Origin of the sequence: Acinetobacter sp. YH12097 (genome assembly GCF_013419225.1) — a bacterium.
Classification (GTDB): domain Bacteria; phylum Pseudomonadota; class Gammaproteobacteria; order Pseudomonadales; family Moraxellaceae; genus Acinetobacter; species Acinetobacter amyesii.
The window spans coordinates 24,368-50,390 of record NZ_VPAN01000013.1 but is presented as its reverse complement, the minus strand read 5'-3'; the positions used below and the strand labels follow the sequence as shown (position 1 = coordinate 50,390).

Here is a 26,023-nt window from a genome sequence, read left to right as displayed (position 1 = left end):
CGGATTAAAAGATTTAACTTGTTTAAAGAGTGATGCTATGAGCTACAGCAATATCCCAGCGGGTAAAGATGCACCAAACGACATCTATGTCATTATTGAAATTCCTGCAAATGCAGCACCAATCAAATACGAAATCGATAAAGATTCTGATGCGTTATTTGTAGACCGTTTCATGGGTACTGCAATGTTCTACCCAGCAAACTATGGTTATGTTCCAAATACATTATCTTTGGATGGTGACCCACTAGACGTACTTGTGGTAACTCCACATCCAGTAGAGCCAGGTTCTGTAATTCGTTGCCGTCCTGTTGGTAAATTGAACATGGAAGATGACGGTGGTGTTGACGCAAAACTCATTGCTGTTCCACACGACAAATTGACTCCGCTTTATAAAGATGTTCAAGAATATACCGATCTTCCTGCATTATTGATCAATCAAATTGAACATTTCTTCCAACACTACAAAGACTTAGAACCTGGTAAATGGGTTAAGTTAAGTGGTTGGGAAGGTGCTGATGTTGCGAAACAAGAAGTACTTAGCTCAATTGAAGCTTACAAAGCTGCGAACAAATAATATTTATTGTTTTAAGCTGAGCATCGTTTTTATATGAAATCGATGCTCATAAAAAAAACCTGCACAGTGTGCAGGTTTTTTTTCGCTATCTTAGAGTAGCTGCGAAATTAAAATAATTTCACAGGGATGTCTAACCAAATACGCCATTCATTGGTATCACCAATATAGTTGTTTTGGTAGTTATTACTAGCGCGGTAGTAAGAATGACGAAGGCGTAAGCTTGCATCTTTGGCAAAACCAGATTGAACGGTATATTTCACTTGGTTAAAGAATTCGCGTTCTTCTTCATTGTCGCTAATCATTGTGCCAGCATTATTAGTGGCTTTAATATCCCAACCGTAAACAAATGCTGAAGTCCAAGATAGGCCTGGAACATTTAATGCGCCAAAGTCATAGGTATATTGAAGTTGTACAGACTTTTCATCATTACCAATAAAGTCAGATAGATACGAGTTTGGCATGTAAATAGATTGTTTACCATCACCAACGTTTGTACCTAAGCCATAGTCGTAACCGGTATTACCAAAGTTTTGTTGGTAAGCAACCATGACATTGTGTGGACCACGATTATATGTTGTAGAAAGGGCAGCGATTGAGTTATCGAATGAGTCGTTGCTTTCACCAATTTGAGAATATAAGTATTGATTAGCATCTTTATCCCATTTTGTGTGATAAGCGCTTAAATCATAAGTCAATGAGCTTTTATCAACTAAACCTTGAGTAAAATTGGCATTGATATAATGACGATCTAAACGATCTTTAATATCTGTACCATAGTAAGCAAGATTTAATTGATCATTTGCTTTATATTTTGCACCCCAAACAATTGCGCGGTCTAACTTAGCACCATCAGAATTAATTTGATTTGATAATTGATTTTCAGTGAATTTACCAGCGATCAGGTTAAGATTATTAATCTCATTACTTTCAACCAAAACACCTGTGTAGTATTCAGGTACTAGTCGTGCAGTATTACTTGCTAAAACAGGGATGTCGAGAAGTTGTGTACCGTAAGTTGCAGTCGTATTTGAAATACGTGCTTTTACATATGCACCGCCACGCGCCCAGTGATCATAAGCATCAACTTTACCATTCGCATCTTTGCTACCATGCGTTGGAATCATATCGTTATCGGTATGAGCATTTTCACCAAGTTTGATTGATGCATCGCCTATGATACCCGCTGCAAAACCAACAGTGCCTTTGGTAAAACCTGAATCAAGATTTACGATAGCAGTTTGCGCAAAAGAGCTAGTATCATCTACGCCATTTTTTTTATCACGATGTAAATAACCTGTACGGAACAATACAGAGCCTTCGGCATCTTCCACAAAGCCTTTAGATTCGCTTTGTTCGCTAGCAAAAGCAGTAGAAATAAGAGCAGCGTTTACTAATACTGCAAGTGTTAGTTGTTGAGCTTTAAGCATTGGGAGAGAGCCTCATACAAATTTGGTTAATATGTAGTGCGATTGTATATTTTTTCTTAAAAAAATCACTATTTTTAATGCGCTTATTACACTAAAGTTAGAAAACATTCAGATCATCGGTCAATCTGTAATAAGCAAATGTTTCGTATGTTATTGTTGTTTAACAAATAGTTTATTTAAATTGAATATATATTAAGCTAAAGAGAAGTTTCTTCATTGCTTATCATAAAAAAATATAAAAAACGGTAAAAACTTTCATTTAACTTGCTGATTTATCATTACTCTTCGCGACAATTTGTGCTGAATTTAAATTGGTATTTTGATCAAAAAGTATAAAAACTGCTGAGGTGCATGGCATCAATGTTCAGGCTAAGTAAGCACTGTTGGCGTGTTTTTTTGTAAATAGAGAATGACTTTTAGCGAAGTCGTCAGAAATGTTTTCCTTAAAATCTAGCTCAATAAAAGATGATAATAATCGTGATAAATACATATAAATTAAAACATTAAATCATTGTTAAAGACTAGAACAAGATAAAAGATATTTTATGAATCAAAAGCTTAGTTTTTACTGTTTTATATAATCTTACCTTTGTTTTTAAATGATTTAATTGATCAAAATAAGAAAAAAGGGGCTATACAGTGCCGTAAAATCGATTAAAATCGGCGCTAAATTTTACTCAACCCAATCCACGATCGATCCGATGTGGGGACTAAACATGATTCAATTTTATAAAAAAGCAATTTTAAGTATTTTAGTGACCCTAGGTACAGTCCCTGCATTTGCAGAACAAACTGAACAAGCCACAACTGCACAAGGGAATTGGTCTGGAAGTTTGGGCGTGGTAAACAAATATGTGTACCGTGCGAGTGAAGAAAATGATCAAGCGGCATTACAAGCCGGACTTGAATATGCACACAACAGTGGGCTGTTCGCGGGCTATTGGGGTTCTACACTCAACTATGACCCTACGGACGACAGTCAGTCACATGGTTTTGAACATGATTTCTATGTTGGATATGGACGTGAACTGAATGAAGATTGGAGCTATAAGTCACAAGTGATGGCCTATGTCTATCAAGGTGGCGGTTCAGTTTATAACGACGACCGATCTGAAAAGCGTCGCACAACGGGCGTCGAATTTATTCAGGACATAAGTTATAAAGATTTAACTGCAAGCATGGCTGTATTGTTGTCTGATGTTAATTATGGCAACGCAGGTGATGTATATCTGAATGCTACTTATAGCTATGCATTACCTTATGATGTTTCATTAAATTCATCGCTTGGTGTTTCTGTTTTTAATGACAGTCGTGATGACAGCCTATTAACAACTACAGAAGATGTGGTGTTCACTGAAGCACGTTTAGGCTTGAGTAAACCGATTGTAGATACTGGGTTTGAAATTGCTGCTGATTATGTATGGGGCGGTAAAGATCGAGAAGGTGAGCAATTAGACGATAACGTTGTGGTTGGATTGACCTATTCTTTCTAACATTAACGAGTTGATCGTATTCGGTCATATTCTTGAAAGTGCATAATGGTGATTGTGCACTTTTTTTATGCATTTTGAGATCGGTGTTGAAAAAATATACTCAAAAAAGCGCATTTTTAAAATCCTGTTACATCTATCAACCCGAAGATTTAAATAATCTAAATAGATGAAAATCTGCATTCTAAAATAAATTAAAGAGAAAAAAGGTCAAATAGGATAATTAAAAAATAATAAATAAAAACAGTAATATATTGGTTTTTGATAAACCAAAATGGTGACTTTTATAAAAAAAATATGCGCTTATTTTTAAACATGGCACAGCGCTTGCTAATACCTCATTGAGTTCAACGAAATAACCAAAAAATACGTCGTCGCACGATGTGGGGGAACAAACCATGAAATTTGCACTTAAAGCTTTATCAATCGCTGTACTTGGAGCAGCATCGACGTTTACATTTGCTGAAGCACCTGCTTCAGAGCATTCTGTATCTGGAAATATCGGCGTACTGTCTAGCTATAATTTACGTGGTATTACCAATGTGCCTGAAAATAAAGATGCGACAATCCAAGGTGGTTTGGATTATAGCCATGCATCAGGCTTCTATGCAGGTTGGTGGGGTTCAACATTAAACTATGGTGATGACCTACCGAATGGTTTTGAAAATGATTTTTATGCGGGCTATAACGGTTCAATTAATGATGATCTTGGTTACACAGCAGGTCTAACTTACTACTATTACTATGATATTGATACAAGTGATGCAAACGGTTTAGAAACAATGCTTGGGCTAAGCTATAAAGATTTTGGCTTAACAGCGCAAACTTTGCTTGAAGATGTTTCATGGGGTAATGCAGGTGATACTTATATCAAAGCATCATATAGCTATGCACTTCCTAAAGACTTCAGTCTAGATACCGCGCTTGGTTTATATGCATATCAAGATTCAGGTGATTTTGAAGAAAATTTAGGAACAACAGAAAGCTTTGGTTTCCGTCACTTTGATATTGGTCTAAGCAAGCCTTTAGCAGATACAGGTGTTACCGCAAGCATGAATTACACAGTTGGTGGTTATGACCGTGCGGATGTAAAACAAAAGAATAAAGTGGTATTTGGCTTGAAATACGAATTCTAATTTTAAAAAGAATTAAAAATGGCGACCTTAGGTCGCCATTTTTTTAAGCATTGAGTTGGCTTCGATAGGACAGTGCTTCAGAAACGTGTTGAGCTTGAATGTGTTCACTTTGAGCCAAGTCGGCAATGGTTCTGGCAACACGTAACACCCGATGATAGGCACGCGCAGATAAATTCATTCTCTGCTGGGCTAACTGTAAAATATTCTGTGCAGTAGCATCCAAAACTGCTTGTTGTTCCAATTGCGTCGGCGTCAGTGCCATATTGGATTTTTGCTGGCGATCTATTTGTAACTCATAAGCTTGAATGACACGATGCCTAACTGTACTTGAGCTTTCAACCTCTTGCAAACTTTGTAATTCATGTGCTGCTAGTGGCGGGACATCTATATGTAAATCAATACGATCTAATAATGGACCTGAAATACGGTTTTGATAGCGTTTAATACTTTCAGCACTACATTGACAGCGGCTGTCTTGGTTGAAGGCATAGCCACATGGGCAAGGATTCATTGCTGCGATCAATTGAAAATTTGCAGGGAAAGTGATTTGACGAGAAGCCCGTGAAATCACAATTTCTTTGGATTCGAGTGGTTGCCGTAATACCTCCAACACCTTTCGATCAAATTCAGGCAGCTCATCTAAAAATAAAACTCCTAAATGTGCCAAGGTGATTTCACCCGGTTTAGGATTTGATTCTCCACCGACGAGGGCGATTGCAGACGCAGTATGGTGCGGCGCACGAAATGGACGCTGCCCAAAATGATGATTTGCACCTGCAATGGAATAAATACTGGCGACTTGCAAATTTTCTTGCATATCTAAGGGGGGCAGAATGCTGGCTAAACGCGAGGCGAGTAGAGTTTTGCCTGTGCCCGGAGGGCCACGAAATAGTAGGGAGTGACCGCCTGCAGCCGCAATTTCTAAAGCACGACGTGGTCTGAGTTGACCTTTCACATCAGATAAATCAAAGGGATAACTGTGTTGATTGGCTGACGATGTCGAGGGATGGCTACTGATTAAGGCTGAACGACTTAAATGTTCACACACATCCTTAAGATGCTGTGCAGGAAAGACTTGGAACTCCGGCAGTTGTGCCGCTTCATCGGCATTGAGTGCCGGTAGAATCAGATGATGCCCGATATGCTGACAGGCAATGGCTATGCTTAAGATGCCACTGACAGGTCGTAAATAACCATCAAGTGCCAATTCTCCAATAAATTCAAAACCATCTGCTGCATTTTCAGGAAGTTGTCCCGACGCGATCAGAATCCCTAAAGCAATGGCGAGATCTAAACGTGAACCATCTTTGGGTAAATCTGCGGGTGCAAGATTAATGGTCAGACGTTTGGTCGGAAATTGAAAGCCGCTATTAATAATCGCAGAGCGGACACGGTCTTTACTTTCACGGACGGCGGCCTCAGGTAGGCCCACAATGGTCAATGAAGGTAGGCCTTGCTGACATGAACTTCAACTTCAATTTGGGGTGCATTTAAGCCGAGCAAACCACGAGTATAGATTTTGGCAAAAGACATATTATTGTTCCGTTATGGTGCATTATTTTTAATCGTTATGCGTCTTTTGTTGCACTAAAAAGATGCTTATTTTTTGTTCTGAATTTTTTGTTCGAGTTCTTCGACGTGTTTTAGTAATTCATTTAAACGTAAATTGGCATTATTCAGTGCAGTACGTTGGCGTTCGATTTCTTCTTTCGACACGAGATCCATTTTGCTCACAGCTTCATTGAGTAAGCTACGCAGGTTATGTTCGACGTCTTTTTTCGGCTGATCGATTTGTTCTAATATCGCTTGTAATAAGGTTTCAATCATTGTTGTGACCATCCTCAGTGAATTGGTGGCAGCAGTTTAACATCGCCACATTCATGTCCATAGTGCTTTCATTTAAATATGCGTTTAATCGATCAGTAAAATCGTAATTCTTCTAGTAAAAACGTCTATTTTTATAAGCATACGCAAGATTATCCGTATAAAATAGGTTATAAAGAAATCTCATGCTGGGCTGACTATTTTCCCCCGACTGTAGTCATATTGGCATGAAAATTGAACATAAAACCTTACAGGTGAAATAAGCCGAAGGAAAACAAAACATGAAGCTCGTAACTGCAATTGTAAAACCTTTTAAATTAGATGACGTGCGTGAAGCACTCTCTGAAAATGGTGTTCAAGGGATCACTGTCACTGAAGTTAAAGGCTTCGGTCGCCAGAAAGGTCACACTGAACTTTATCGTGGTGCTGAATATGTGGTTGATTTCTTACCAAAAGTAAAAATCGAAATCGCAATCAGTGATGAAATGGTCGATACCGTAATTGAATCAATTACTCGTGTTGCAAGCACAGGAAAAATTGGCGACGGTAAAATTTTTGTAAGCAATCTGGAACAAGTCATCCGTATCCGTACTGGTGAAACAGGTGAAGATGCCGTTTAAAAAATTGGCATGAAGTTTGCTGAGTAGCTAATAACTCAGAAAATTCAGAAAATCAGGTCGGGGGATACGAATGAAAAAGATGCTAATTGCACTCGGCTTGTCCAGTGCACTTTTAGGTGGTTCTGTTGCGTGGGCTGAAGAAAGCGCAACAGCACCTACAGAAGAAGTCACAGTAGTTGATACTGTAAATACAACAACGCTAAATACAACAGAAGCTGCAGTTCCAGTTGAAGCAGCGCCAGCACCTGCAGAAGAAGAGCCTAAGCTCGATACAGGTGATACAGCATGGATTTTAGTGTCCACTGCACTTGTTTTACTCATGACAATTCCCGGTTTAGCATTATTTTACGGCGGTATGGTCCGTAAGAAAAATGTACTCAGCACCATGGCACACAGTTTCGTTGCGGCAGGTGTCGTGAGCTTAACGTGGGTGATTGTGGGTTATACCTTAGCATTTGGTGAAGGTAATGCCTTTATCGGTAGCTTAGACAAATTTATGTTGTCGGGTATCACCACAGAAGCGTTGACGGGTACGATTCCAGAGATTCTTTTTGTTATTTTCCAAATGACATTTGCCATCATTACCGTTGCCATTATTAGCGGTTCGATTGCAGAACGTATGAAATTCGGTGCTTTCGTTGCGTTCATCGCAATTTGGAGTGTCGTGGTTTATGCACCAATTACCCACTGGGTATGGGGCGGTGGTTGGTTAGGTAACGACGGTGCGCTTGATTTTGCGGGTGGTACGGTTGTTCACATCAACTCAGGTGTTGCGGGTCTCGTTGCAGCGTACATGCTTGGTAAACGTATGGGGCTTGGCCGTGAATCTATGGCACCACATAATCTAACGCTAACTGTCATCGGTGCAAGCCTTGTATGGGTAGGTTGGTTCGGTTTCAACGGTGGTTCTGCACTAGGTGCAAATGGTTCCGCTGGTTATGCATTGGTGGTAACACAAGTTGCAGCAGCAGCAGCAGCAGTGGCATGGTTAATTACTGAAAAAGTGGTTCGTGGTAAAGCGTCTGTCTTGGGCGGTGCTTCTGGTGCAGTAGCAGGTCTTGTGGTGATTACACCTGCGGCAGGTTTCGTAACAGTTGGCGGCGCTTTAGCGATGGGTCTGATTGGTGGTGTGGTTTGCTTCTGGGGTATTACTGCGCTGAAACGTGCCTTGAAAGCGGATGACTCTTTGGATGCGTTTGGTCTACATGGTGTCGGTGGTATCGTGGGTGCGATCCTTACAGCATTCTTTGCCAGCGAATTCATCATGGGTGACAATGCACCGAGTAACTTAATGCATCAATTATGGGTTCAAGTCGAAGGTGTACTAGCGACTATTGCTTACTCAGCAGTGATGACATTCATTATCTTGAAAGTGATTGATCTGGTGATTGGCATCCGTGTTGAAGCTGATGACGAACGTATGGGTCTAGACTTAAGTCAACATGGCGAACGTGTAGAATAATAAGATCACAGTAAATCAATATATTGTGTAAAACAGCCCGAAAGGGCTGTTTTTTTTCCATATCTAGCGTAAAGCTCTACAAATTTCAAAATTTTTGCTACACTCTAAATCCATTCGGATTTGTTCAATTTAACCGCTATGCATTGTCCATTTTGCAACGCTGAAGACAGTAAAGTGATTGACTCACGTCTTGCTGCTGAAGGCTGTCAGATACGCCGCCGCCGTGAATGTATTAGTTGCGGTGAACGTTTTACAACTTTTGAAAGCTATGAAGTGGTGATGCCGCGTGTCATCAAGTCTGACTCAAAGAGCGAACCTTTTGATGAAGCCAAGCTCCGCCGCTCGCTCATGCATGCCTTGCAAAAGCGTCCAGTAACGCAAGAGCAAATTGAAACGGTACTCAGTGATATTCAATTGCAAATTCGCCGTTTGGGTGAACGTGATGTGAAATCACGCACCATTGGTGAAATTGTCATGCAGTCATTGTTCGCTTTAGATCATGTGGCTTATGTACGTTTTGCTTCTGTGTATCAAGACTTCCAAGATGTAGAAGCTTTTCGTCGTCAAATTGAACAAATGCAGCAGCGTGAGCACTAATGCACATCTGCTTCCATTTTTATCATGAGTGATTACATGTCTGAGTTAGATCAAGTGACTTTGCAGCAGCATCAACAGTGGATGCGGCGTGCAATTGCATTGGCACAGCAGGGGCAATACAGCACTCGTCCCAATCCCAATGTGGGCTGTGTGATTGTCAAAGATGGTCAATTGGTTGGTGAAGGCTTTCATCCCAAAGCGGGTCAGCCGCATGCAGAAGTCTTTGCAATGCGTGATGCAGGTGAGTCCGCACGTGGCGCAACCGCTTATGTGACTTTGGAGCCTTGCGCACACTATGGACGTACGCCACCTTGTGCCAAAGGCTTGGTGGAAGCAGGTGTTGCTCAAGTCGTTGTGGCCTGTCCCGATCCGAATCCATTGGTTGCGGGTAAAGGTGTACAAATCCTACGTGATGCTGGCATTGAAGTGATTACGGGTATTTGTGAAGCAGAAGCGCATCAATTGAACTTGGGCTTTTTAAAAGCCATGGCGACGGGCATGCCTTATGTCCGCCTCAAAGTCGCATCGAGCCTTGATGGACGCACAGCGATGGCCTCGGGTGAGTCTAAATGGATTACCGGTGCAATGGCGCGACAAGATGTACAACATTGGCGTGCGATATCAGGTGCTGTGATTACTGGGATTGAAACAGTATTAGCCGATGATTGCTTACTCAACGTACGTCAGCTCGATGACGATGTTGACATGCATAACGTGGTTCAGCCGAAACGCATCGTGCTAGATCGCCAAGGCCGCTTGCCATTAACTGCAAAAATATTGCAGCAACCTGAAACCGTGATGGTCATGGGGCCATATCGTCAGGAACTTGCTGACTTGGGCGTGGTACAATTTGAAATTCAGCCTTTGGTCGATCTGTTAGCAGCATGCGTTCAACAGTTTCAAATTTATGATGTCCTTGTGGAAGCCGGTGCCACACTTTCGACCGCTTTCTTACAAGAACATTTGATCGATGAAATGATCAGTTATGTTGCACCGACCTTGTTGGGTCAGTCAGCACGTGCAATGTTTAATGCGGAATTTGACCGCATGGCAGAGCAGCTTCGATTTAAGCTGAAAGATGTCACTCAATTGGGTGATGACATTCGCTTAAGGTTAATCCCTTCTCAAGAGACGCTATGAATTCAGAGTCTACGGTTTATCACAAACGTCGTCATGCGGCTCGTACCACAGACGAATATCTTTTCCATCAGTTGGTTCCTTATTTAGGAAACAAACGCCGTCTATTACATCTGATTTTAGAAGCACTTGAGCAAACGGGAACCTTAAAACGCGAAGATGGTCGTGCGCCGATATTTGCTGACTTTTTTGCAGGTTCGGGTGTGGTGTCACGGTTGGCACGTCAAAACGGCTATCGTGTTATTGCCAATGACTGGGAACCCTACAGCCATGCCTTGAACAGCGCGATTCTCTCTTGCGTTGAAGCACCTGCGTTTAAAGAGTTGGGTGGCTATCAGAAAGCGATTGATTATCTGAACCGTTTGCCAGAAGTTAAAGGTTGGGTGACCCATAACTTGTGTCCACGTAATGATGAAATCTACGATCCTGCACGTGACCGTTTATTCTTTAAACGTCGTAACGGCATGCGCATCGATGCGATTCGTCAGCAAATTGCAACTTGGCAAGCTCAAGGCGCAATTGATGATGTGGAAATGAGTGCTTTATTAGCGCCGTTATTGTATTCAGCAAGTTTTGTCAGCAATACCAGCGGTGTATTTAAAAGTTTCCATCATGGTTGGGGCGGTAAAACCCAAGCAGCCTTGGATCGTATCGGTTCTTTGTTATGGCTCACCCCAAGTCGTTTTTGTGAAATTGGTGATCCGAAAAAACCCGCCGCTGAAATGTGGTGTGTCGACGCACAGCATTTGGCCAATCAAATGAGTGGCTTTGAAGTGGATGTGGCTTATCTCGATCCACCGTATAACCAGCACGCTTACAGCAGTAACTACCATGTGTTGAATGCCTTAACGTTATGGGATCAGGTGGATTTACCAACACCAGACACCAAAGGTTTTAAGAGCGGAATCGACCGTGCATGGCGTAAAGAACGTCCAAGTCCATATAATTCTTCGAAGCATGCGAAAGAAGCTTATGAAAAATTATTAGAAACCATTAACGCACGTTACATCCTGACGAGCTATTCAACCGATGGTAATATCAGCGCCACAGATTTGTTACAAGCCAATTTAAAACGTGGCCGAGTAAGCTTATTGACGCAAGATGTACCACGTTACCGCGTGAGTAAGCAGCGTCAGTCTGAACGTGCACGCGTACTAGAGTTTATTGTCATCACGGATACGCATGCCAAATCAGGTCCACCGATCCGTCAGTTGTTGAGTCAATTGCACCATTTTGCAGAGTTAGGTGGTGTCGATACCTCTGGCGTGAGCACGCAACTTGATTTGTGGTAAAAATCATCGGCCCATATTTTTCAGGGATTGAACATGTTTACAGGCATTATTGAAAGTCTAGGTAAAGTTGAAAGCATTCAAAACGTGGGTGGCGATGTCCGCTTGCGTATCCAGACAGATTTAGACATGTCGGATGTGCATTTGGGGGATTCTATTGCCACCAATGGCATTTGCTTAACTGTGATCGACTTTGGCAGCAATTGGTATGCAGCCGATGTTTCACGTGAAAGTTTAAATCGGACCACTTTGGAACACTGGAAAGCAGGGCAGGCGGTGAATGTGGAAAAAGCCATGTTGCCGACTACGCGTTTTGGTGGACATATTGTCAGTGGTCATGTCGACGCAGTGGGTGAAATCACTCAAGTTCGTTCAGATGCGCGTTCTATTTATTTTGAAGTGACTGCACCGAAAGAAATTGCACGTTATTTAGCGGAAAAAGGTTCTGTGACCGTAGACGGTATTAGCCTGACGATTAACCATTTACGTGGCAATGTGCTGAGCTTAAATTTAATTCCGCATACGGCTGAACGAACCAATATTGGCACGTGGAAAGCTGGGGCTAAGGTGAACTTAGAAGTGGATGTTTTAGCACGTTATATTGAGCGTTTATTGCTTGGTGATAAAGCCGCTGAGACTACAGCGCAATCTAAAATTAGCTTAGATTTTCTCGCTGAAAATGGCTTCTTGAAATAAGTTGATACCGAAGAAAACCAAACAGTCTGATTGAAAAATTAGACTGTTTTTTTATTTTTGGTGATAATGCGTCGCGGAATGACATATATGATGAATAATCAGACAGGTGATAATGATTGATTTCTTACTGAATCTGGAACAGTGGTTACCCATGTTATTGGAAAATTATGGTGTGTGGATTTATGCCATTTTATTTCTGGTGATATTTTCAGAAACGGGTTCAGTATTTATGTTCTTCCTGCCGGGAGACAGCCTGTTGCTTGCCATCGGCGCATTATGCTCAACGACGGAAGTGGTGCATTTACACACCATGGGACTGATGTTATTTGTCGCATCGGTCTTGGGTTACTGCATCAATTACTACACGGGAAGCGTGTTAGGCATTAAGTACTTTAATAAGCACACACGTTACTTTAAGCCCGAATATATGGTCAAAACCAATAAATATTTTATGAAGCATGGCGGTAAAACGATTTTAGTCGCTCGCTTTGTACCTTTTGTACGTTCTTTTGCGCCTTTTGCCGCTGGGTCTGCGCGCATGAGCCTCGGTACATTTATGTTTTATAACGTGCTAGGTGGTTTCATCTGGATTGGATTACTACTCGGTATCGGTTATTTCCTAGGACATACTGTTTCTGCAGTTGCAGATTTGGTCTAAGCTAAACTTAGACATAAAAAAAGCCCACAGTTGTGGGCTTTTTTTATGGAGTAGATGACCACTTAGTGTTTTGTAACGGTCACCACATCAAGGGTTTGAAAAATCGAGCTGTGGGGCGGTTGCTGAATGCTAAAACCACCTTTTTCTGATTCTCGGCTGAGATACACCGAAATACTGTGAAAGTCTGAATGACTCAGCCAAAGATCTTTGGCACGAATGTCCCATTGTTCTCCAGCAGATAGAGAGGATATTTTCTGGGTAATCTGGTGAATGATGTCCATATTGAATTCCCATCTGGATGCATGATTATATTTTTAGGATGGCTGAAGCATTGTGTTTTGAGGGACAATGCTTCAGCCATATGAACATCATGTTGCAAATACATGTCAGTTTAATGACAGTGACCAGATTTCGATGGACGGCTTAAGATGCTTGGGACGATGTAGATTCTGTCGAAAAATTGGAGTTTTCTAAGATATAGTCAATTTCTTCTTGTGCGGCAGCTTTCAATTTTGCACGGAAATCACTGACTGCCATTTCGATTTGCGTTTCTGCCTCAAGTTCCAAACGCACGCGTACACTTTCAAGTTCTGACAACATTTGTCCTTCGCTGACCGATAAGCTTTGGCTTAATCCTGCTAAACCCGTTTCAGGGTTTTTATGATAGCGAGCGGCATAGTGTTGTACTTCACGATCAAGATTATGCTGCATCATGGTGAGTGCTTGCGTTTGTGCGGCAAAGCGTAACTCTTCATCACGTTTCAGTTGTTCTGCATAGGCTTGTTCAGCTTCACGTTTTTCTTCTAAGGCTTTTTCTAAAGCCAATTGTTTGCGAATACGAGCATCTTCAATCAGCTGTGCTTTCAAATCTGCATAGGCAGACTCAATTTTGTCAAAAGACACTTGCTGTTGCTGTTGGTCATTGACTAGCCATTGTTGAATGTCTGTACTGGGATTGAGTACATCGCAAACGCGACCAAGGTCATCAATAAAGGTCTGACGAATAGCTTCAGGTACTTTTAACCAGCGCTGTTTAAAGTCTGGACCGACATTCAATGCCATGGTGCATCTCCTTGCAAATAGGGTAAAACCAATATCACGTTAAAGTTTGTGGGTCTGTGGTTGAACGCCCAAACGTCGATATTGTTTATATTTTTCACGCCCGATAATTTTAGCGGGTTCGTTATTTTCAATAATTTCGATAATGTGACTAAAACTTGCGAACTGTTCAAGTGCTTGATCGTTAAAATTAAACACAATCCAGTCGGCTTGCTCAGGCAATTGGGCAGAAATACAGACCGTTGCCTCGGCTTGATCGATACCATGGGGAATGAAACCTGTGTGATCGAAACTCCACAGGCGTTCATCAAGTTGTTGCTGTAAGTCTGGGTCAGCACAATGTAGCCAAATACGTACAGGCTGACGCAGAATCTTACGGCATAAACGACAAGTGCTTTCGACTTGTCGTTCAGGACTTTTTTCAAATAAATAAAAGCTAACTTTAGCCATTCGATTGAGCACGATTCGCTAAGAATTGCATTAATAATGGTACAGGACGACCTGTTGCGCCTTTATTTGCACCTGAGTTCCATGCAGTCCCAGCAATGTCTAAATGCGCCCAACGGTATTCACGCGTAAAGCGTTGAAGGAAACATGCAGCGGTCACAGAACCTGCTTTTGGACCACCAATGTTGGCAATATCTGCAAATGGAGAATCAAGTTGTTCTTGATAATCTTCAATCACTGGCATACGCCATACGCGGTCAAAGCTGTGTTGACCCGCAGCAGTCAATTCAGCCGCAAGTTCATCATCAGGAGTGAACATACCGGTAAGTACTGAACCCAGTGCTACGACACATGCACCAGTGAGAGTTGCAATATCAATCACCAGTGCAGGGTTAAAGCGTTTTACATAGGTCAATGTATCGCACAGCACCAAACGACCTTCGGCATCGGTATTTAGAATTTCAACGGTTTGACCGCTCATGGTTGTCACGATGTCACCCGGGCGAGTGGCATGACCAGACGGCATGTTTTCTGCAGCAGCAATTGCGCCCACAACATGAATTGGTAATTTCGCTTCACACAGCGCACGGATGATACCCAAAACTGATGCAGAACCGCACATGTCGAATTTCATTTCGTCCATGCCTGCACCCGGTTTAAGTGAGATACCACCCGTATCAAAAGTCACACCTTTACCTACAAGCACCACAGGGGCTTCTTCACGGTTTGAAAGGTATTCGATGGTAATAATACGGCCTGGACGGTCAGAACCTTTGCTCACAGCAAGGAAAGCCCCCATACCGAGATCAGCCATTTGCTGTTCATCTAGTACAGTCACTTTGAGTTGATCAGGGAATTCAGCTGCAAGCGCTTGAGCTTGTTCGGCCAAATATTCAGGGAAACAGATATTGCCCGGACGGTTACCTAGGTCACGAGTAAAACTTTGACCTGATTGCACTGCAGAAATTAATTCAAGCTGTGCAGTGGTTAATGGACTTTCAGCAGCGATTAAATGGATCTGCTCCAAAACAAATTCATTTTTCTTAGACTTGTATTCATCAAATGCATAAGCCGCTTGGGTCAGGCTAAGTGCAAATAAATAATGTTGTTCTTGTGGTAGGGCAGAGATATCGACACTGATCTGTTTGAATTTTTTTTGTGACGCTTTAATAATGGTTTGTGCAATTTTTGCAAATTTATTGACCTGTAATTCAGCAACTTTGCCGAGGCCTAAAAGAGCGCTATTGCGACAAGCGGCAATGTTCGCCACCAAAGGCAGGCTTTCATTAAGTGCTGCTTTAAATTGAGTTGCTTCAATTAAATTATCTAAATCATTGATTTGATATGAAGTAGCTGCATTTGTAACGTGCTCAGAATCTACTAATATCAATAAATATTGGCTGGACGCATTCGCTTGGAATGACGTATTAATAGAAAGTTTCATGTGCGGTATTTATGCCTTTTTAAATTTATAAACCATTAAACCATTGAAACATTTATATGAATAGAGTTTCAATGAGCAACAAGGGTATAGGTTTTATATTTTCTACATTCGGGTAAACTAACGCTAGTTTTTATTGGCCCTATTTTTGGAAGAATTAATTTGATTATTCGGCGTTATCTGATCAAGCAAGTGGTGTCGACATCACTGGTTGTGATTGCCTTATTGACCTTGATCATGATGGGCGGTCGTTTGATCAAGTACTTTGGTGTGGCTGCGCAGGGTCGTTTAGATGCAAGTATTTTATTTAGCATCATTGGCTACCGTTTGCCTGAGTTTTTAACCTTAATTCTTCCGCTCGGTTTCTTTATTGGTCTGATGTTGGTCTTTGGTCGTCTGTATGTCGATCATGAAATGGCTGTACTCAATGGTAGTGGTGTCAGTCGCAATCAATTGTCACGTTTATTGGTGCCAATGACCGTGGTCTTTATGGCTGTTCAAGCATTTTTGATGCTGTGGGCGTCGCCTTGGGGCATCCGTCAGTTTGAAGCATTAACGACTTCACAAGCAGTACGAACAGGCTTTGACTTGGTTCGCCCGAAAGAGTTTATTTCCTCTGGGCCCTATACCATTTATGCAGGGGACTTGTCAGAAGACCGTAAAAACTTAAAAGATATTTTCTTCTATCAGCGCGCAGAAAAAGACGGTAAACCCGATGTCATTATTTTGGCAAAAGAAGCGACCCGCGTCGAAGTGCCAGATGACAATGCCAATGTCGTTGATTTAGTTGAAGGTCGCCGTTACGAAATCTATCCGGGACAACCGCGCTATTCTCAAGCTGAATTCCAAAACTATCGTTTACGTTTAGAAAATGATAAAGAAGCAAAATTTGAAAGTACCGAAGTAGAAGCTTTGCCAACCTCGAAGTTATGGGATAACCGTCATGATCCTGTGGTTGCCAGTGAACTCGGTTGGCGAATTTTTGTGCCGTTCGCTATTTTGGTGGCGTTATTGCTTGCCACCGCTTTGTCTGAGGTCAGTCCTCGTCAAGGGCGTTACCTAAAACTGTTCCCAGCCTTACTTATTTTTGCCAGTTTAATCGTGGCTTTAATGGCGATCAAAACGCGGATCAGTAAAGAAGAAATGGGCATCTGGGCTTATCCACTTGTTTTGGTAATTTACGGCATTGCAGCGGCATTGTTCTCGCGTAAACAAAAATTAGCGCCCAAAATTAAGAAACAAATTCAGCGAGTGAGGTCTTAAAATGTTGGCACGTCGTATAGTTGCAAAACATGTGACCAAAACTACTGCTTTAGCCATGCTTGGTGCGACCGCGGTATTGGCTGGCTTACAAGTGCTTTTTACTTATTTAGGTGAATTGGGCTCGCTGAAAGAAGGCTATAACGCATGGAATGCTTTGCAGTATGTGTTATGGAGTTCACCGAATTATTTATATGAAATTTTGCCGATTTCAGCCTTGATTGGTGCAGTACTGGGTTTAGGGACTCTAGCTTCAAACAGTGAATTGATTGTGATGCGTTCGGTCGGCATCAGCCTATGGCGGATTGTGGGCTGGGTGATTCGTTCGGCACTCATTTTGGTGGTTTTATCCTTTGCATTAAGCGAATGGGTCATTCCCTATACCAATGAACAAGCCAAAAGCGTCAAAAGTCACCGCACTGCGGCTGAACTGGGCGAAGTCAAAGGCTATTGGTCACGTGAAGGCCAGCGCTTTATTTATATTGACTATGCTAATTCGCAAGGTCAAATTAAAGATGTTCAGGTTGTTGATTTTGATGAAAAATATCGTTTGCGAGGCACTTTGGATGCGGAGCAAGGGAATTTTGTCAAAAATGGCTCTTGGACACTGCAAAATTCAACCCAAGTCGACCTATTAGCGACGGGTGATGCTGTAGCTAAGCAAAATGCTGAACAGCCGCTTTCATTGGCATTGCAACCTAAATATGTGCATATGGTTACCATTGACCCTGAAGATTTATCACCAAGTCAATTGGTGAGCTTTATGAGCTATATGCATGAATATAGCCAAGTCCCGAAGACCTACCAATTGGCATTTTGGCAAAAGTTTGGTTCGCCCTTTGCTTTAATTGCCTTGGTGGTGATTGCGTGTTCATTTATTTTTGGACCTTTACGTCAACAGTCGATGGGTTTTCGCTTGGTGATTGCCTTATTTGCTGGACTGGGCTTTTACTACTTACAAGATTTTTTGGGTTATGCAAGTTTGGTGTACGCACCTTCGCCTGCATGGTTCGTCTTTATACCGATTATTTTGATGTTTGTAGCGGGTGGCTATCTGCTGCACCGCGCACGTTAAGTGCATGCAAGATTGAGTAAAACAATGTTGATGACCTAGATAAACCATGGTTGTCACATAGAGTCTTCACCGAAAATTCGGTAAGATAGTATGATTAATTTATAAACGAAAGAGTGTTCATTATGACGGATGCAACTGCTGGCAAAATCCCACACGTATTAGTAATTATGGATGGTGTGGGTCATCGCGAAGCGGTCGAGGACAATGCCTTTTTAGCAGCAAAACGACCTAACTTGACTGCAATGCAGGAAAAGCATCCGCATGGATTGATTTCAGGCTCTGGCGAAGACGTTGGTTTACCTGATGGTCAAATGGGTAACTCTGAAGTGGGCCACATGAACCTTGGTGCAGGACGTGTGCTGTATCAAGACTTTACTCGTATTACCAAAGATATTCGTACCGGTGCGTTCTTTGAACATGACGTTTTAGTCGATGCGGTTGAAAAAGCCAAAGCTGCAAATCGTGCTGTACATATCATGGGCTTGTTGTCTGAAGGTGGTGTGCATTCACATGAAGATCACATTGTGGCGATGGCTGAATTGGCATTAAAACGCGGTGCAAAAGTGTATCTTCATGCATTCCTTGATGGTCGTGATACGCCACCAAAAAGCGCACAACCTTCGCTTGAAAAATTAGATGCGCTGTTTGCTCAGTATCCGGGTCAAGGTCGTATTGCCACCATGATTGGTCGCTACTTTGCAATGGATCGTGACAACCGTTGGGATCGTGTTGAGCAAGCTTATCGTCTTTTAACTGAAGGTGAAGCTGTGCGTACAGCAGCGACTGCTGTTGAAGGTCTAGAGCAGGCTTACGCTGCTGAAGAATCAGATGAATTTGTAAAAGCGACGCGTATTGGTGATTTAGCACCGATTCAAGATGGTGATAGCGTTGTCTTCATGAACTTCCGTGCTGACCGTGCGCGTGAAATTACCAAAGCTTTTGTGGAAAAAGATTTTGCAAGTTTTGAACGTAAAGTGGTTCCCGCTTTATCAAAATTTGTCATGTTGACACGTTACCAAGCAACAATTGATGCACCTGTGGCTTATATGCCAGAAGCATTGCATAACTCGATTGGTGAATACCTGTCTAATTTGGGTAAAACACAACTTCGTATTGCTGAAACTGAAAAATATGCACACGTGACCTTCTTCTTCAGTGGTGGTCGTGAAGATGAATATCCGGGTGAAAAACGTATTTTGATTCCATCACCAAACGTCGCGACTTATGACTTAAAACCAGAAATGAGTGCTTATGAAGTCACTGATGAATTGGTTGCCGCAATTAATTCAGGTGAGTACGACTTACTGGTTGTGAACTATGCCAATGGTGATATGGTTGGTCATACTGGTGTATTTGATGCAGCAGTCAAAGCGGTTGAAGCCGTAGACACGTGCCTAGGTCGTGTGTATGAAGCTGTGATGGCAAATAAAGGTCACATGCTAGTGACAGCCGATCATGGTAACGTAGAGCAAATGCAGGATTATCAAAGTGGTCAGGTGCATACTCAACATACCACTGAACTTGTGCCGTTTATCTATGTTGGTCCGACCAATGCAACAATTGCAGAAGGTGGTGTTTTGGCTGACGTAGCGCCGACACTTTTAACGCTTATGCACATTCCTGTACCAACAGAAATGCAAGGTCGTAACTTGATTACTCTTGAAGCTTAAAATGTAAGGAAGCATGAATGACTAAAGCACACTGGATGTCAGTTGTAAGCCTTACAGCCTTGCTGCTGTGTTCTAGTCATTCGACATGGGGAGCCGACAAAGCAAAGTCGGCTTTCGATGAATTTGATGGCAGCTATGAACAAAGTTATGCCGAAGTACCTGTCGAATCAATCCAACAATTTGTTCAGATCTATGGCATTGTCAAAGAAAATTATGTCGTTGAAAAAAATGACGATGCATTATTCCAACAAGCCATCAAAGGCATGGTCAGTGGTTTAGACCGCTATTCACGATATCTTTCACCTGAAGACTATAAGCAGCTTTTGCAATACACTGAAGGGGATATTGCGAGTGTCGATTTCAATTTGCGCTTTGATGTAGGTTTACAGCAATGGGTCATCACCAATTTAAAGCCTGATGCCGATTCAGCAAAGCTAGGTCTGAAAAATGGCGCGGCGGTGTTTAAAATTGATGATCAAGAACTCAAAAAACTTAATCAAGATCAAGTGCGACACCTGCTCACAGGCAGTATCGGATCGACGCTGAATCTACAGTTGATAACTGCAAGTCAACCGGTTAATTTGGTCAGAAACACTAAAGTTGAAACAGATATAGAATCTAAATTATTAAATAATCAGGTTTTAGTTTTACACGTAAAAGTTTTTCAACAAGATACAGCCAATGAAATTAAGCGTTTAATTGAAAGTCACGGTTCACGTGTCAAAGCTGTATTGTTTGATTTAAGAAATAACCCCGGTGGGTTATTGTCCGCAGCAGTGGAGTCTGCCGATTTATTTTTGAATCAGGGCATTATTGTGTCGACTCGAAGTCGATCTGAGGGTGACCAACAGTTTCAGGCTTTACCGAGTTTTGAATTTCAAAATATGAAAGTTGGTATTTTAATCAACAATCGTTCTGCTTCTGCCGCAGAGGTCTTTACCGCAGCATTAAAAGAGCATAAACGTGCATGGGTAGCGGGTGAGAAAAGTTATGGTAAAGGTGTGGTTCAAAAACTATTTCCATTGAGTAATGGTGCGGCTTTACAAATGACTGTGTCGCAATATCTGACACCGAATGGCAAAATGATTGAAGGAATTGGAGTGCAGCCAGACTATAACTATCCGCTGCAACATGATGCACGTGAAGATCACTATGTCGATCATGTTGCAGAGTTATTGCTGAATCAAAAATAAACAGCAATACGCTGGAAAACTTTTACTCTTCGTCTTCGGTATCTAAACCGAATTTTTTCAAACGATAGCGCAATGAACGGAATGACATGCCTAATTTTTTTGCAGCAAGGGTTCGGTTCCAGTGGGTGATGTTCAACGCATTCATGAGCACTTCTTTTTCGATATTTTCTAAAAAGAGCTCTAAGCCTTCTTCAGGTAGTTTGCGAGGGACCACACTCTGTTCGTTGCTGTTTGCACCTAGCTGAGCGGATTCATTCGTTGTTGGAGCGGAATTGAACTGAGCACTTGGTTGTCTTAATGGCGCACTTTGCAGATGTTGAAGATCAATCTGATCATCATCGCAGAGGGTCATAGCGCGTTCGATAATATTGCGGAGTTCACGCACATTACCTGGATAATATTGGCTGAGCAGGAAACTCTTCGCACGTTCAGTTAGAGGCTTAGTAGCAATTTCCCATTCATGGCTAATTTTTTGAATAAAATGTTGAGCCAATAAGAGGATATCGTCGCCACGTTCACGTAAGGCAGGCAACACTAAATCCATCACATGGATGCGGAAGAATAAATCTTGGCGGAAGCGACCTTGTTGGACGAGTGCTTCTAAGTCCTGATGGCTGGCGCTGATCACACGGAAATCAACGTCAATTTCACAGTCTGAACCTACAGGACGAATACGTTTTTCCTGTACTGCGCGTAGCAATTTAACTTGCATGGCTAAAGGTAGTTCGGCAATTTCATCCAGAAATAAGCTACCGCCATGTGCAGATTGAATCAGACCTTGTTTGTCTTGGGTGGCACCACTAAAGCTGCCTTTTTTATGGCCAAAAAGTTCACTTTCCATTAACTCTGTGGGAATTGCCCCACAGTTAATGGCAATAAAGGGCCCTTCATTACGGTTGCTTAAACGGTGAACCAGATTGGCTACGACCTCTTTACCCGTACCAGATTCACCCGTAATAAAAACAGGTGCTTGTGAACGTGCAATTTTCTTTAAGGTTCGACGCAATTGCTGGATTGGAAGCGATTCACCAATCAACATTTTATGTTCTAAAGCATCTTGCGAAGTAATGTCTTCAGCCAATGGCTTATTCAGGGCTTTTTGTAGCAGTTGTTCAAGATGTTTGGGATTGATCGGTTTGCTGACAAAATCGAATGCTCCCGCCTTTAATGCGGCAATGGCAATGTCCATGTTGCCATAGGCTGTTAGCACAGCAACAGGAAGTGTAGGACAGTGTTCATTCATCCAATCTAAGAGCTGTAGACCATTACCATCGGGTAAGTTGAGATCGGTTAGGCAGGCATCGTAGCTATAGGTAGACAAGGCTTTTTTAGCTTCGTCGAGGCGATGTGCAACATGCGTTTTAACCCCCATCCTTGATAAAGACATCTGCATCAGCATACATAAGTCTTCTTCGTCATCAACTAACAATACCAGTGGTTGTGAATCCACAGTTTTCCCCTAAAAACAATTAAATAACAGCTTGTAAGCACTCAATCCTAAAGCAAGCTCCCTGTTTTTTTTCTACATAGGAAAGCTGTGCTTGATTCGCTTCACAGAAGCTATGAGCAAGATATAATCCTAAACCAGTTCCAGTAATTTCGGTACTAAAAAATGGTTGAAATAACTGTGCGCGGTTTTGTAAAGCAACCCCATGACCGAAATCTCGGACATCGATCTGGACTTTTTTCTGATCCGTACGCGCCACCACTTCGATATACGACATGTCCGGATTGTTATGGCGAATCGCATTACGAATTAGGTTGATTAAAATTTGTCTGAACTGTGCCTCATCAAAATCGATTAAAGTCTTGGCTTGTACATTGAGCCGAATGTTCTGTTGAATGTCTGCCAGATCTTCTTGCAGGAACAACGGTAAAAATTTTTCTAGATTCAGACGAGTCGGATGGGTTTCCTTATTGCGCACCATATTTAGGGTGTCTTGAATAATTCGGTCAATCCGCACCGCTTGACGTGAAATCATATGATTCAACATGTGCTGTTGTTCGGTATCACTTTGCGGATATAAATCATTGGCATGCACAATCGCCGCTAAAGGATTACGAATTTCATGTGCAATACTGGCGGAGAGTTGCCCTAAAGCGGCTAATTTTAGTTGTTGCACTTGCTGATTGAGTTTTTGTGCATCTTGTAAAATCAGCAAGGTCAGCATTTGATGCGGCACAACGAGTTTTTGTACGAGTACCTGAATATGGTATTGGCTTTGTTGCGATTCAAATTGAAATTTTTCCCCGCTTTTTAAATCTTCAAATTTGAGTAATTCAAATAAATCGGGCTGCGTGGTATACAGTGGATATTGATCATGATGATAAAAATTTGGCATGCCGAGTAAATGGCAAGCAGCAGGATTACTCAGCACCACATGACAGTTTTCACCCAACACCAAATAGCCCGTATCAATCTGCTCCAAGATATAGCGGTTAATGTTTTGTAGTCGATGGAGCTCTAAGGATTGCGAAAAATTCAGATTTTCTAGTAATTGGAAACGTTTCACGGCAATTTGCGCACTGCCATACACCACACAAAATAAAAAAGCCAAAATCGCACTGTTGGTTAAATTTTTGAGTGAGGTAAATTCAAGAATTGAACCTAAAAACAGTTGATACACCACGCAAATCACAGCGATGAGGGTGATGACCAAAGCTTTTTGGGCATCTAATAACAGGGATGCTGCAAAAATCGTAATCACAAACAGCAAACTCAAATGTAAATTGGGTCCATCGATGGCTAAGGTCAGTAAGCTCAGCGAAATGACATCTACAATGAATAACAGTAGTAACTGGTTTGGGATCCGGACTTTGAAACGTCCAAGTGACATGAATTGAATGCTGGTAAACAGCAAATAAATCGTCAATACATATAGGTATAAACGTGGGTATTCATAATCTGAACTGAATTGAGTGTAGGTCAGTAAAAAGACCAGTAACAGACAGGCACTGATGATAAAGCGATAAGCACTGTACCAAAGGCCCAAATGATACTGGTTCAATTCACTATGAATTGAACGCTGTGTCATAAGTAACAGGATGTACGTTGTGTTAAGGTTTGATTAACCCGTAGCGAATCGCCAAGTGAGTTAGTTTGACATCACTATCAATATTCAGTTTTTCAAAAATGCGGTAACGGTAGGTATTCACCGTTTTAACGCTAACAAATAATTTATCGGAAATTTCTTGTGCGCTAATACAATTGACCACCATCATGGCAACTTGCATTTCACGCTCAGACAGGGCGTCAAAAGGTGATTGTTGTGTATCAGACAAATATGAGCTAGCCAGTTGTTCCGCAATGTCTGCACTGAAATATTTGCCACCTTGCATCACTTTATTAATCGCACGGACCATTTCAGTAACTGGTGCACCTTTGGTGATATAGCCTTTGGCACCTGCTTTTAACAATAAAGACGGGTAGGGTTCTTCAGCAAGTCCACTGACTGCGAGGACTTTTGTATCTGGCGCTGTTTGAAGTAGGCGACGTGTGGTTTCTACACCTCCGATCCCCGGCATATTGACATCTAATAGAACGACATTTGGATGGTGTTGGCGAACAAGTGTAATCGCATCTTCACCCGATTCGGCTTGTCCAATGACTTGGACATCTGCATGGTCTTCGAGCATACGGCAAATACCAGTACGGACTAATTCATGGTCATCTACCACCAAAACTGTGATCACCTACACTCTCCCTCAAATCAAAATCTGTTTTTTTTGTTACATAAAGCAAAATAAGCTTGCAATGAAACGACAAAATTAGCAATCCTATTCTTATATGAAATGAAAAACTTCATACACAATGTGTGAGCAAAAAATGTTCGTAGTTGTGACCAATGTACGGCATATTGCTGGTCTTGCGCAAATGTTTAGTATCCTGAGTTGAGTGAGCAATGGTGAAAAAATTAAATAAATCCTTCATGCACGTTTTGGGCATGTCAATTTTATTCAGTATGAGCAGTTTCAGTTCTGCTGAAATTGTGATGAATAGTGCTGCAAATCAGCAGTCAAATATTAGCTGGTCATCTGAAGATGCAAACCAGTTACTCAACGGTGACGTGTCTTATAGCGCTGAAGAGCCATCTCCTCAAGGGTCAACTAAAGTGACTACTTCTGTACGTAGTACAGGCGGTGTGGTACAGACAGCACCATCGAAAACGGTCCGTATTATTGATACCAATCAATACGCAGGTCAGCCTTCTGTAAATGCGCGTGCAGCACTGGTTATGGATGGTCAAACTGGTGAAGTGCTATATAGCAAAAATAGCAATACCGCTTTACCGATTGCATCAATTACCAAACTCATGACAGCAGTAGTGATTTCAGATGCCCGATTAAACATGTCTGAAAAGATTACCTTACAACAGTCTGATTTCTCATGTTCAGGTTGTAAAAGCTCAAGTTCAACACTTCGTGCTGGCGACAGTATGAACCGCGCAGAAGCTTTGCTGTTTGCTTTAATGAAGTCTGAAAATCCAGCGGCTTCGGCATTAGCACGTACTTATCCAGGTGGTCGTTCTGCATTTATTTCAGCGATGAATGCGAAAGCACGCTCATTGGGGATGAACTCGACTCATTATATGGAATCGACAGGCTTGCACCCTGGTAATGTCGCTTCGGCACGTGACTTGGGGATTTTGGTGAATACCGCTTCGCAGTATGGTTTGATTCGCCAATTTTCAACCACACCAAGTTATGACTTTAATTTGGGCTACCGCGTGTTGAAATCAAACAATACCAATGCCTTAGTACGTAATGGCGGTTGGAATATTAATATTTCAAAAACTGGATTTATTAATGAAGCAGGGCGCTGTGTTGTGATGCATACCACACTGAATAACCGTCCAGCGGTGGTGGTGTTATTGGGTGCAGATTCTTCAGTTGCACGAACCAATGATGCGACACGTCTAATGAATTGGGCGAGCCAGTTACCAAAACGTATTTAATAAGATTTCAGAT

Annotated in this window: 24 protein-coding genes and 1 pseudogene; 15 read left to right on the top strand and 10 right to left on the bottom strand. The window is 41.9% G+C overall.

Features of this window, described 5'->3' with window-relative positions; all coding sequences use genetic code 11:
* The first annotated feature begins 37 nt into the window (after positions 1-37).
* Positions 38-574, top strand: a complete 537-nt coding sequence (ppa, locus tag FTU37_RS07805; protein WP_180035943.1) for an inorganic diphosphatase — start codon at positions 38-40, stop codon at positions 572-574.
* Between the two features lie 107 nt (positions 575-681).
* On the opposite strand, the gene FTU37_RS07800 is transcribed toward ppa, so the two are convergent.
* A complete protein-coding gene (locus FTU37_RS07800; RefSeq protein WP_180124119.1) occupies positions 682-2,001 on the bottom strand; it encodes an OprD family outer membrane porin in 1,320 nt (439 codons plus the stop codon).
* Between the two features lie 716 nt (positions 2,002-2,717).
* Here FTU37_RS07800 and FTU37_RS07795 point away from each other — a divergent pair.
* Entirely contained in the window at positions 2,718-3,494 is a 777-nt protein-coding gene (locus FTU37_RS07795) for a TorF family putative porin (protein WP_180039913.1), read from the top strand.
* 395 nt (positions 3,495-3,889) lie between these two features.
* Complete coding sequence (locus FTU37_RS07790; protein ID WP_180124118.1) at positions 3,890-4,627, top strand: TorF family putative porin; 738 nt, start codon at positions 3,890-3,892, stop codon at positions 4,625-4,627.
* Between the two features lie 43 nt (positions 4,628-4,670).
* On the opposite strand, the pseudogene FTU37_RS07785 reads toward FTU37_RS07790, so the two are convergent.
* Positions 4,671-6,160: pseudogene (locus tag FTU37_RS07785) on the bottom strand (YifB family Mg chelatase-like AAA ATPase).
* A 66-nt stretch (positions 6,161-6,226) separates the two neighbouring features.
* The gene (locus FTU37_RS07780; RefSeq protein ID WP_078189551.1) at positions 6,227-6,454 is read right to left on the bottom strand and encodes an accessory factor UbiK family protein; all 228 of its coding nucleotides are present in this window, start codon (positions 6,452-6,454) and stop codon (positions 6,227-6,229) included.
* Positions 6,455-6,732: 278 nt separating this feature from the next.
* Between FTU37_RS07780 and glnK the strand changes: the two genes are divergently transcribed.
* The 7 genes from glnK to FTU37_RS07745 all read left to right on the top strand — a co-directional run bounded on the left by glnK (position 6,733) and on the right by FTU37_RS07745 (position 12,910).
* The gene (gene glnK / locus FTU37_RS07775; RefSeq protein WP_180124117.1) at positions 6,733-7,071 is read left to right on the top strand and encodes a P-II family nitrogen regulator; all 339 of its coding nucleotides are present in this window, start codon (positions 6,733-6,735) and stop codon (positions 7,069-7,071) included.
* A 70-nt stretch (positions 7,072-7,141) separates the two neighbouring features.
* Complete coding sequence (locus FTU37_RS07770; protein WP_180124116.1) at positions 7,142-8,533, top strand: ammonium transporter; 1,392 nt, start codon at positions 7,142-7,144, stop codon at positions 8,531-8,533.
* A gap of 138 nt (positions 8,534-8,671) precedes the next feature.
* Complete coding sequence (gene nrdR / locus FTU37_RS07765) at positions 8,672-9,130, top strand: transcriptional regulator NrdR (protein WP_067763170.1); 459 nt, start codon at positions 8,672-8,674, stop codon at positions 9,128-9,130.
* A gap of 36 nt (positions 9,131-9,166) precedes the next feature.
* Positions 9,167-10,270, top strand: a complete 1,104-nt coding sequence (ribD, locus tag FTU37_RS07760; RefSeq protein ID WP_180124115.1) for a bifunctional diaminohydroxyphosphoribosylaminopyrimidine deaminase/5-amino-6-(5-phosphoribosylamino)uracil reductase RibD — start codon at positions 9,167-9,169, stop codon at positions 10,268-10,270.
* Complete coding sequence (locus tag FTU37_RS07755) at positions 10,267-11,559, top strand: DNA adenine methylase (RefSeq protein ID WP_078189462.1); 1,293 nt, start codon at positions 10,267-10,269, stop codon at positions 11,557-11,559. Before ribD ends, FTU37_RS07755 begins: the two co-directional genes overlap by 4 nt.
* Positions 11,560-11,592: 33 nt before the next feature.
* Entirely contained in the window at positions 11,593-12,252 is a 660-nt protein-coding gene (locus tag FTU37_RS07750; RefSeq protein ID WP_078192598.1) for a riboflavin synthase, read from the top strand.
* Between the two features lie 112 nt (positions 12,253-12,364).
* Complete coding sequence (locus FTU37_RS07745) at positions 12,365-12,910, top strand: VTT domain-containing protein (protein WP_180124114.1); 546 nt, start codon at positions 12,365-12,367, stop codon at positions 12,908-12,910.
* A gap of 62 nt (positions 12,911-12,972) precedes the next feature.
* Here the strand turns inward: FTU37_RS07745 and FTU37_RS07740 are convergent, their stop codons facing one another.
* The 4 genes from FTU37_RS07740 to FTU37_RS07725 form a co-directional block, all read right to left on the bottom strand.
* A complete protein-coding gene (locus FTU37_RS07740) occupies positions 12,973-13,191 on the bottom strand; it encodes a hypothetical protein (protein WP_078192596.1) in 219 nt (72 codons plus the stop codon).
* A 142-nt stretch (positions 13,192-13,333) separates the two neighbouring features.
* The gene (locus FTU37_RS07735; protein ID WP_078189458.1) at positions 13,334-13,972 is read right to left on the bottom strand and encodes a hypothetical protein; all 639 of its coding nucleotides are present in this window, start codon (positions 13,970-13,972) and stop codon (positions 13,334-13,336) included.
* A gap of 39 nt (positions 13,973-14,011) precedes the next feature.
* On the bottom strand, positions 14,012-14,419 hold the full coding sequence (locus tag FTU37_RS07730) for a DNA polymerase III subunit chi (RefSeq protein WP_078189457.1): 408 nt from the start codon (positions 14,417-14,419) through the stop codon (positions 14,012-14,014).
* The gene (locus FTU37_RS07725) at positions 14,412-15,860 is read right to left on the bottom strand and encodes a leucyl aminopeptidase (RefSeq protein ID WP_168378231.1); all 1,449 of its coding nucleotides are present in this window, start codon (positions 15,858-15,860) and stop codon (positions 14,412-14,414) included. Before FTU37_RS07725 ends, FTU37_RS07730 begins: the two co-directional genes overlap by 8 nt.
* 159 nt (positions 15,861-16,019) lie before the next feature.
* Here FTU37_RS07725 and lptF point away from each other — a divergent pair, with 159 nt between their 5' ends.
* The 4 genes from lptF to FTU37_RS07705 all read left to right on the top strand — a co-directional run bounded on the left by lptF (position 16,020) and on the right by FTU37_RS07705 (position 21,055).
* Positions 16,020-17,120, top strand: coding sequence for an LPS export ABC transporter permease LptF (gene lptF, locus FTU37_RS07720; RefSeq protein ID WP_168378230.1), 1,101 nt, complete (start codon positions 16,020-16,022; stop codon positions 17,118-17,120).
* A 1-nt stretch (position 17,121) separates the two neighbouring features.
* Positions 17,122-18,192 carry an LPS export ABC transporter permease LptG gene (gene lptG, locus FTU37_RS07715; protein WP_168378229.1) on the top strand — a complete coding sequence of 357 codons (1,071 nt, stop codon included), beginning with the start codon at positions 17,122-17,124 and terminating at the stop codon, positions 18,190-18,192.
* 122 nt (positions 18,193-18,314) lie between these two features.
* The gene (gene gpmI / locus FTU37_RS07710) at positions 18,315-19,862 is read left to right on the top strand and encodes a 2,3-bisphosphoglycerate-independent phosphoglycerate mutase (RefSeq protein ID WP_168378228.1); all 1,548 of its coding nucleotides are present in this window, start codon (positions 18,315-18,317) and stop codon (positions 19,860-19,862) included.
* A gap of 17 nt (positions 19,863-19,879) precedes the next feature.
* The gene (locus tag FTU37_RS07705; RefSeq protein WP_168378227.1) at positions 19,880-21,055 is read left to right on the top strand and encodes a S41 family peptidase; all 1,176 of its coding nucleotides are present in this window, start codon (positions 19,880-19,882) and stop codon (positions 21,053-21,055) included.
* 22 nt (positions 21,056-21,077) lie between these two features.
* On the opposite strand, the gene FTU37_RS07700 is transcribed toward FTU37_RS07705, so the two are convergent.
* From FTU37_RS07700 to FTU37_RS07690, 3 genes are read right to left on the bottom strand one after another with little or no spacing between them, the layout of a single operon-like run.
* Positions 21,078-22,505, bottom strand: coding sequence for a sigma-54 dependent transcriptional regulator (locus FTU37_RS07700; RefSeq protein ID WP_180059121.1), 1,428 nt, complete (start codon positions 22,503-22,505; stop codon positions 21,078-21,080).
* Between the two features lie 19 nt (positions 22,506-22,524).
* On the bottom strand, positions 22,525-24,090 hold the full coding sequence (locus FTU37_RS07695; protein ID WP_180124113.1) for a PAS domain-containing sensor histidine kinase: 1,566 nt from the start codon (positions 24,088-24,090) through the stop codon (positions 22,525-22,527).
* 22 nt (positions 24,091-24,112) lie between these two features.
* Positions 24,113-24,748, bottom strand: coding sequence for a response regulator (locus tag FTU37_RS07690; protein WP_078189449.1), 636 nt, complete (start codon positions 24,746-24,748; stop codon positions 24,113-24,115).
* Positions 24,749-24,960: 212 nt separating this feature from the next.
* Between FTU37_RS07690 and FTU37_RS07685 the strand changes: the two genes are divergently transcribed.
* Positions 24,961-26,010 carry a serine hydrolase gene (locus tag FTU37_RS07685; protein WP_180004717.1) on the top strand — a complete coding sequence of 350 codons (1,050 nt, stop codon included), beginning with the start codon at positions 24,961-24,963 and terminating at the stop codon, positions 26,008-26,010.
* Positions 26,011-26,023 lie beyond the last annotated feature (13 nt).

Coding starts and splice junctions, on each gene's coding strand:
- FTU37_RS07730 (WP_078189457.1), bottom strand. CDS start 14,419: ATGGCTAAAGTTAGCTTTTATTTATTTGAAAAAAGTCCTGAACGACAA.
- glnK (WP_180124117.1), top strand. CDS start 6,733: ATGAAGCTCGTAACTGCAATTGTAAAACCTTTTAAATTAGATGACGTG.
- FTU37_RS07795 (WP_180039913.1), top strand. CDS start 2,718: ATGATTCAATTTTATAAAAAAGCAATTTTAAGTATTTTAGTGACCCTA.
- FTU37_RS07705 (WP_168378227.1), top strand. CDS start 19,880: ATGACTAAAGCACACTGGATGTCAGTTGTAAGCCTTACAGCCTTGCTG.
- FTU37_RS07735 (WP_078189458.1), bottom strand. CDS start 13,972: ATGGCATTGAATGTCGGTCCAGACTTTAAACAGCGCTGGTTAAAAGTA.
- lptG (WP_168378229.1), top strand. CDS start 17,122: ATGTTGGCACGTCGTATAGTTGCAAAACATGTGACCAAAACTACTGCT.
- FTU37_RS07740 (WP_078192596.1), bottom strand. CDS start 13,191: ATGGACATCATTCACCAGATTACCCAGAAAATATCCTCTCTATCTGCT.
- gpmI (WP_168378228.1), top strand. CDS start 18,315: ATGACGGATGCAACTGCTGGCAAAATCCCACACGTATTAGTAATTATG.
- FTU37_RS07725 (WP_168378231.1), bottom strand. CDS start 15,860: ATGAAACTTTCTATTAATACGTCATTCCAAGCGAATGCGTCCAGCCAA.
- FTU37_RS07800 (WP_180124119.1), bottom strand. CDS start 2,001: ATGCTTAAAGCTCAACAACTAACACTTGCAGTATTAGTAAACGCTGCT.
- ribD (WP_180124115.1), top strand. CDS start 9,167: ATGTCTGAGTTAGATCAAGTGACTTTGCAGCAGCATCAACAGTGGATG.
- FTU37_RS07745 (WP_180124114.1), top strand. CDS start 12,365: ATGATTGATTTCTTACTGAATCTGGAACAGTGGTTACCCATGTTATTG.
- FTU37_RS07780 (WP_078189551.1), bottom strand. CDS start 6,454: ATGATTGAAACCTTATTACAAGCGATATTAGAACAAATCGATCAGCCG.
- ppa (WP_180035943.1), top strand. CDS start 38: ATGAGCTACAGCAATATCCCAGCGGGTAAAGATGCACCAAACGACATC.
- nrdR (WP_067763170.1), top strand. CDS start 8,672: ATGCATTGTCCATTTTGCAACGCTGAAGACAGTAAAGTGATTGACTCA.
- FTU37_RS07695 (WP_180124113.1), bottom strand. CDS start 24,090: ATGACACAGCGTTCAATTCATAGTGAATTGAACCAGTATCATTTGGGC.
- FTU37_RS07790 (WP_180124118.1), top strand. CDS start 3,890: ATGAAATTTGCACTTAAAGCTTTATCAATCGCTGTACTTGGAGCAGCA.
- FTU37_RS07755 (WP_078189462.1), top strand. CDS start 10,267: ATGAATTCAGAGTCTACGGTTTATCACAAACGTCGTCATGCGGCTCGT.
- FTU37_RS07770 (WP_180124116.1), top strand. CDS start 7,142: ATGAAAAAGATGCTAATTGCACTCGGCTTGTCCAGTGCACTTTTAGGT.
- FTU37_RS07750 (WP_078192598.1), top strand. CDS start 11,593: ATGTTTACAGGCATTATTGAAAGTCTAGGTAAAGTTGAAAGCATTCAA.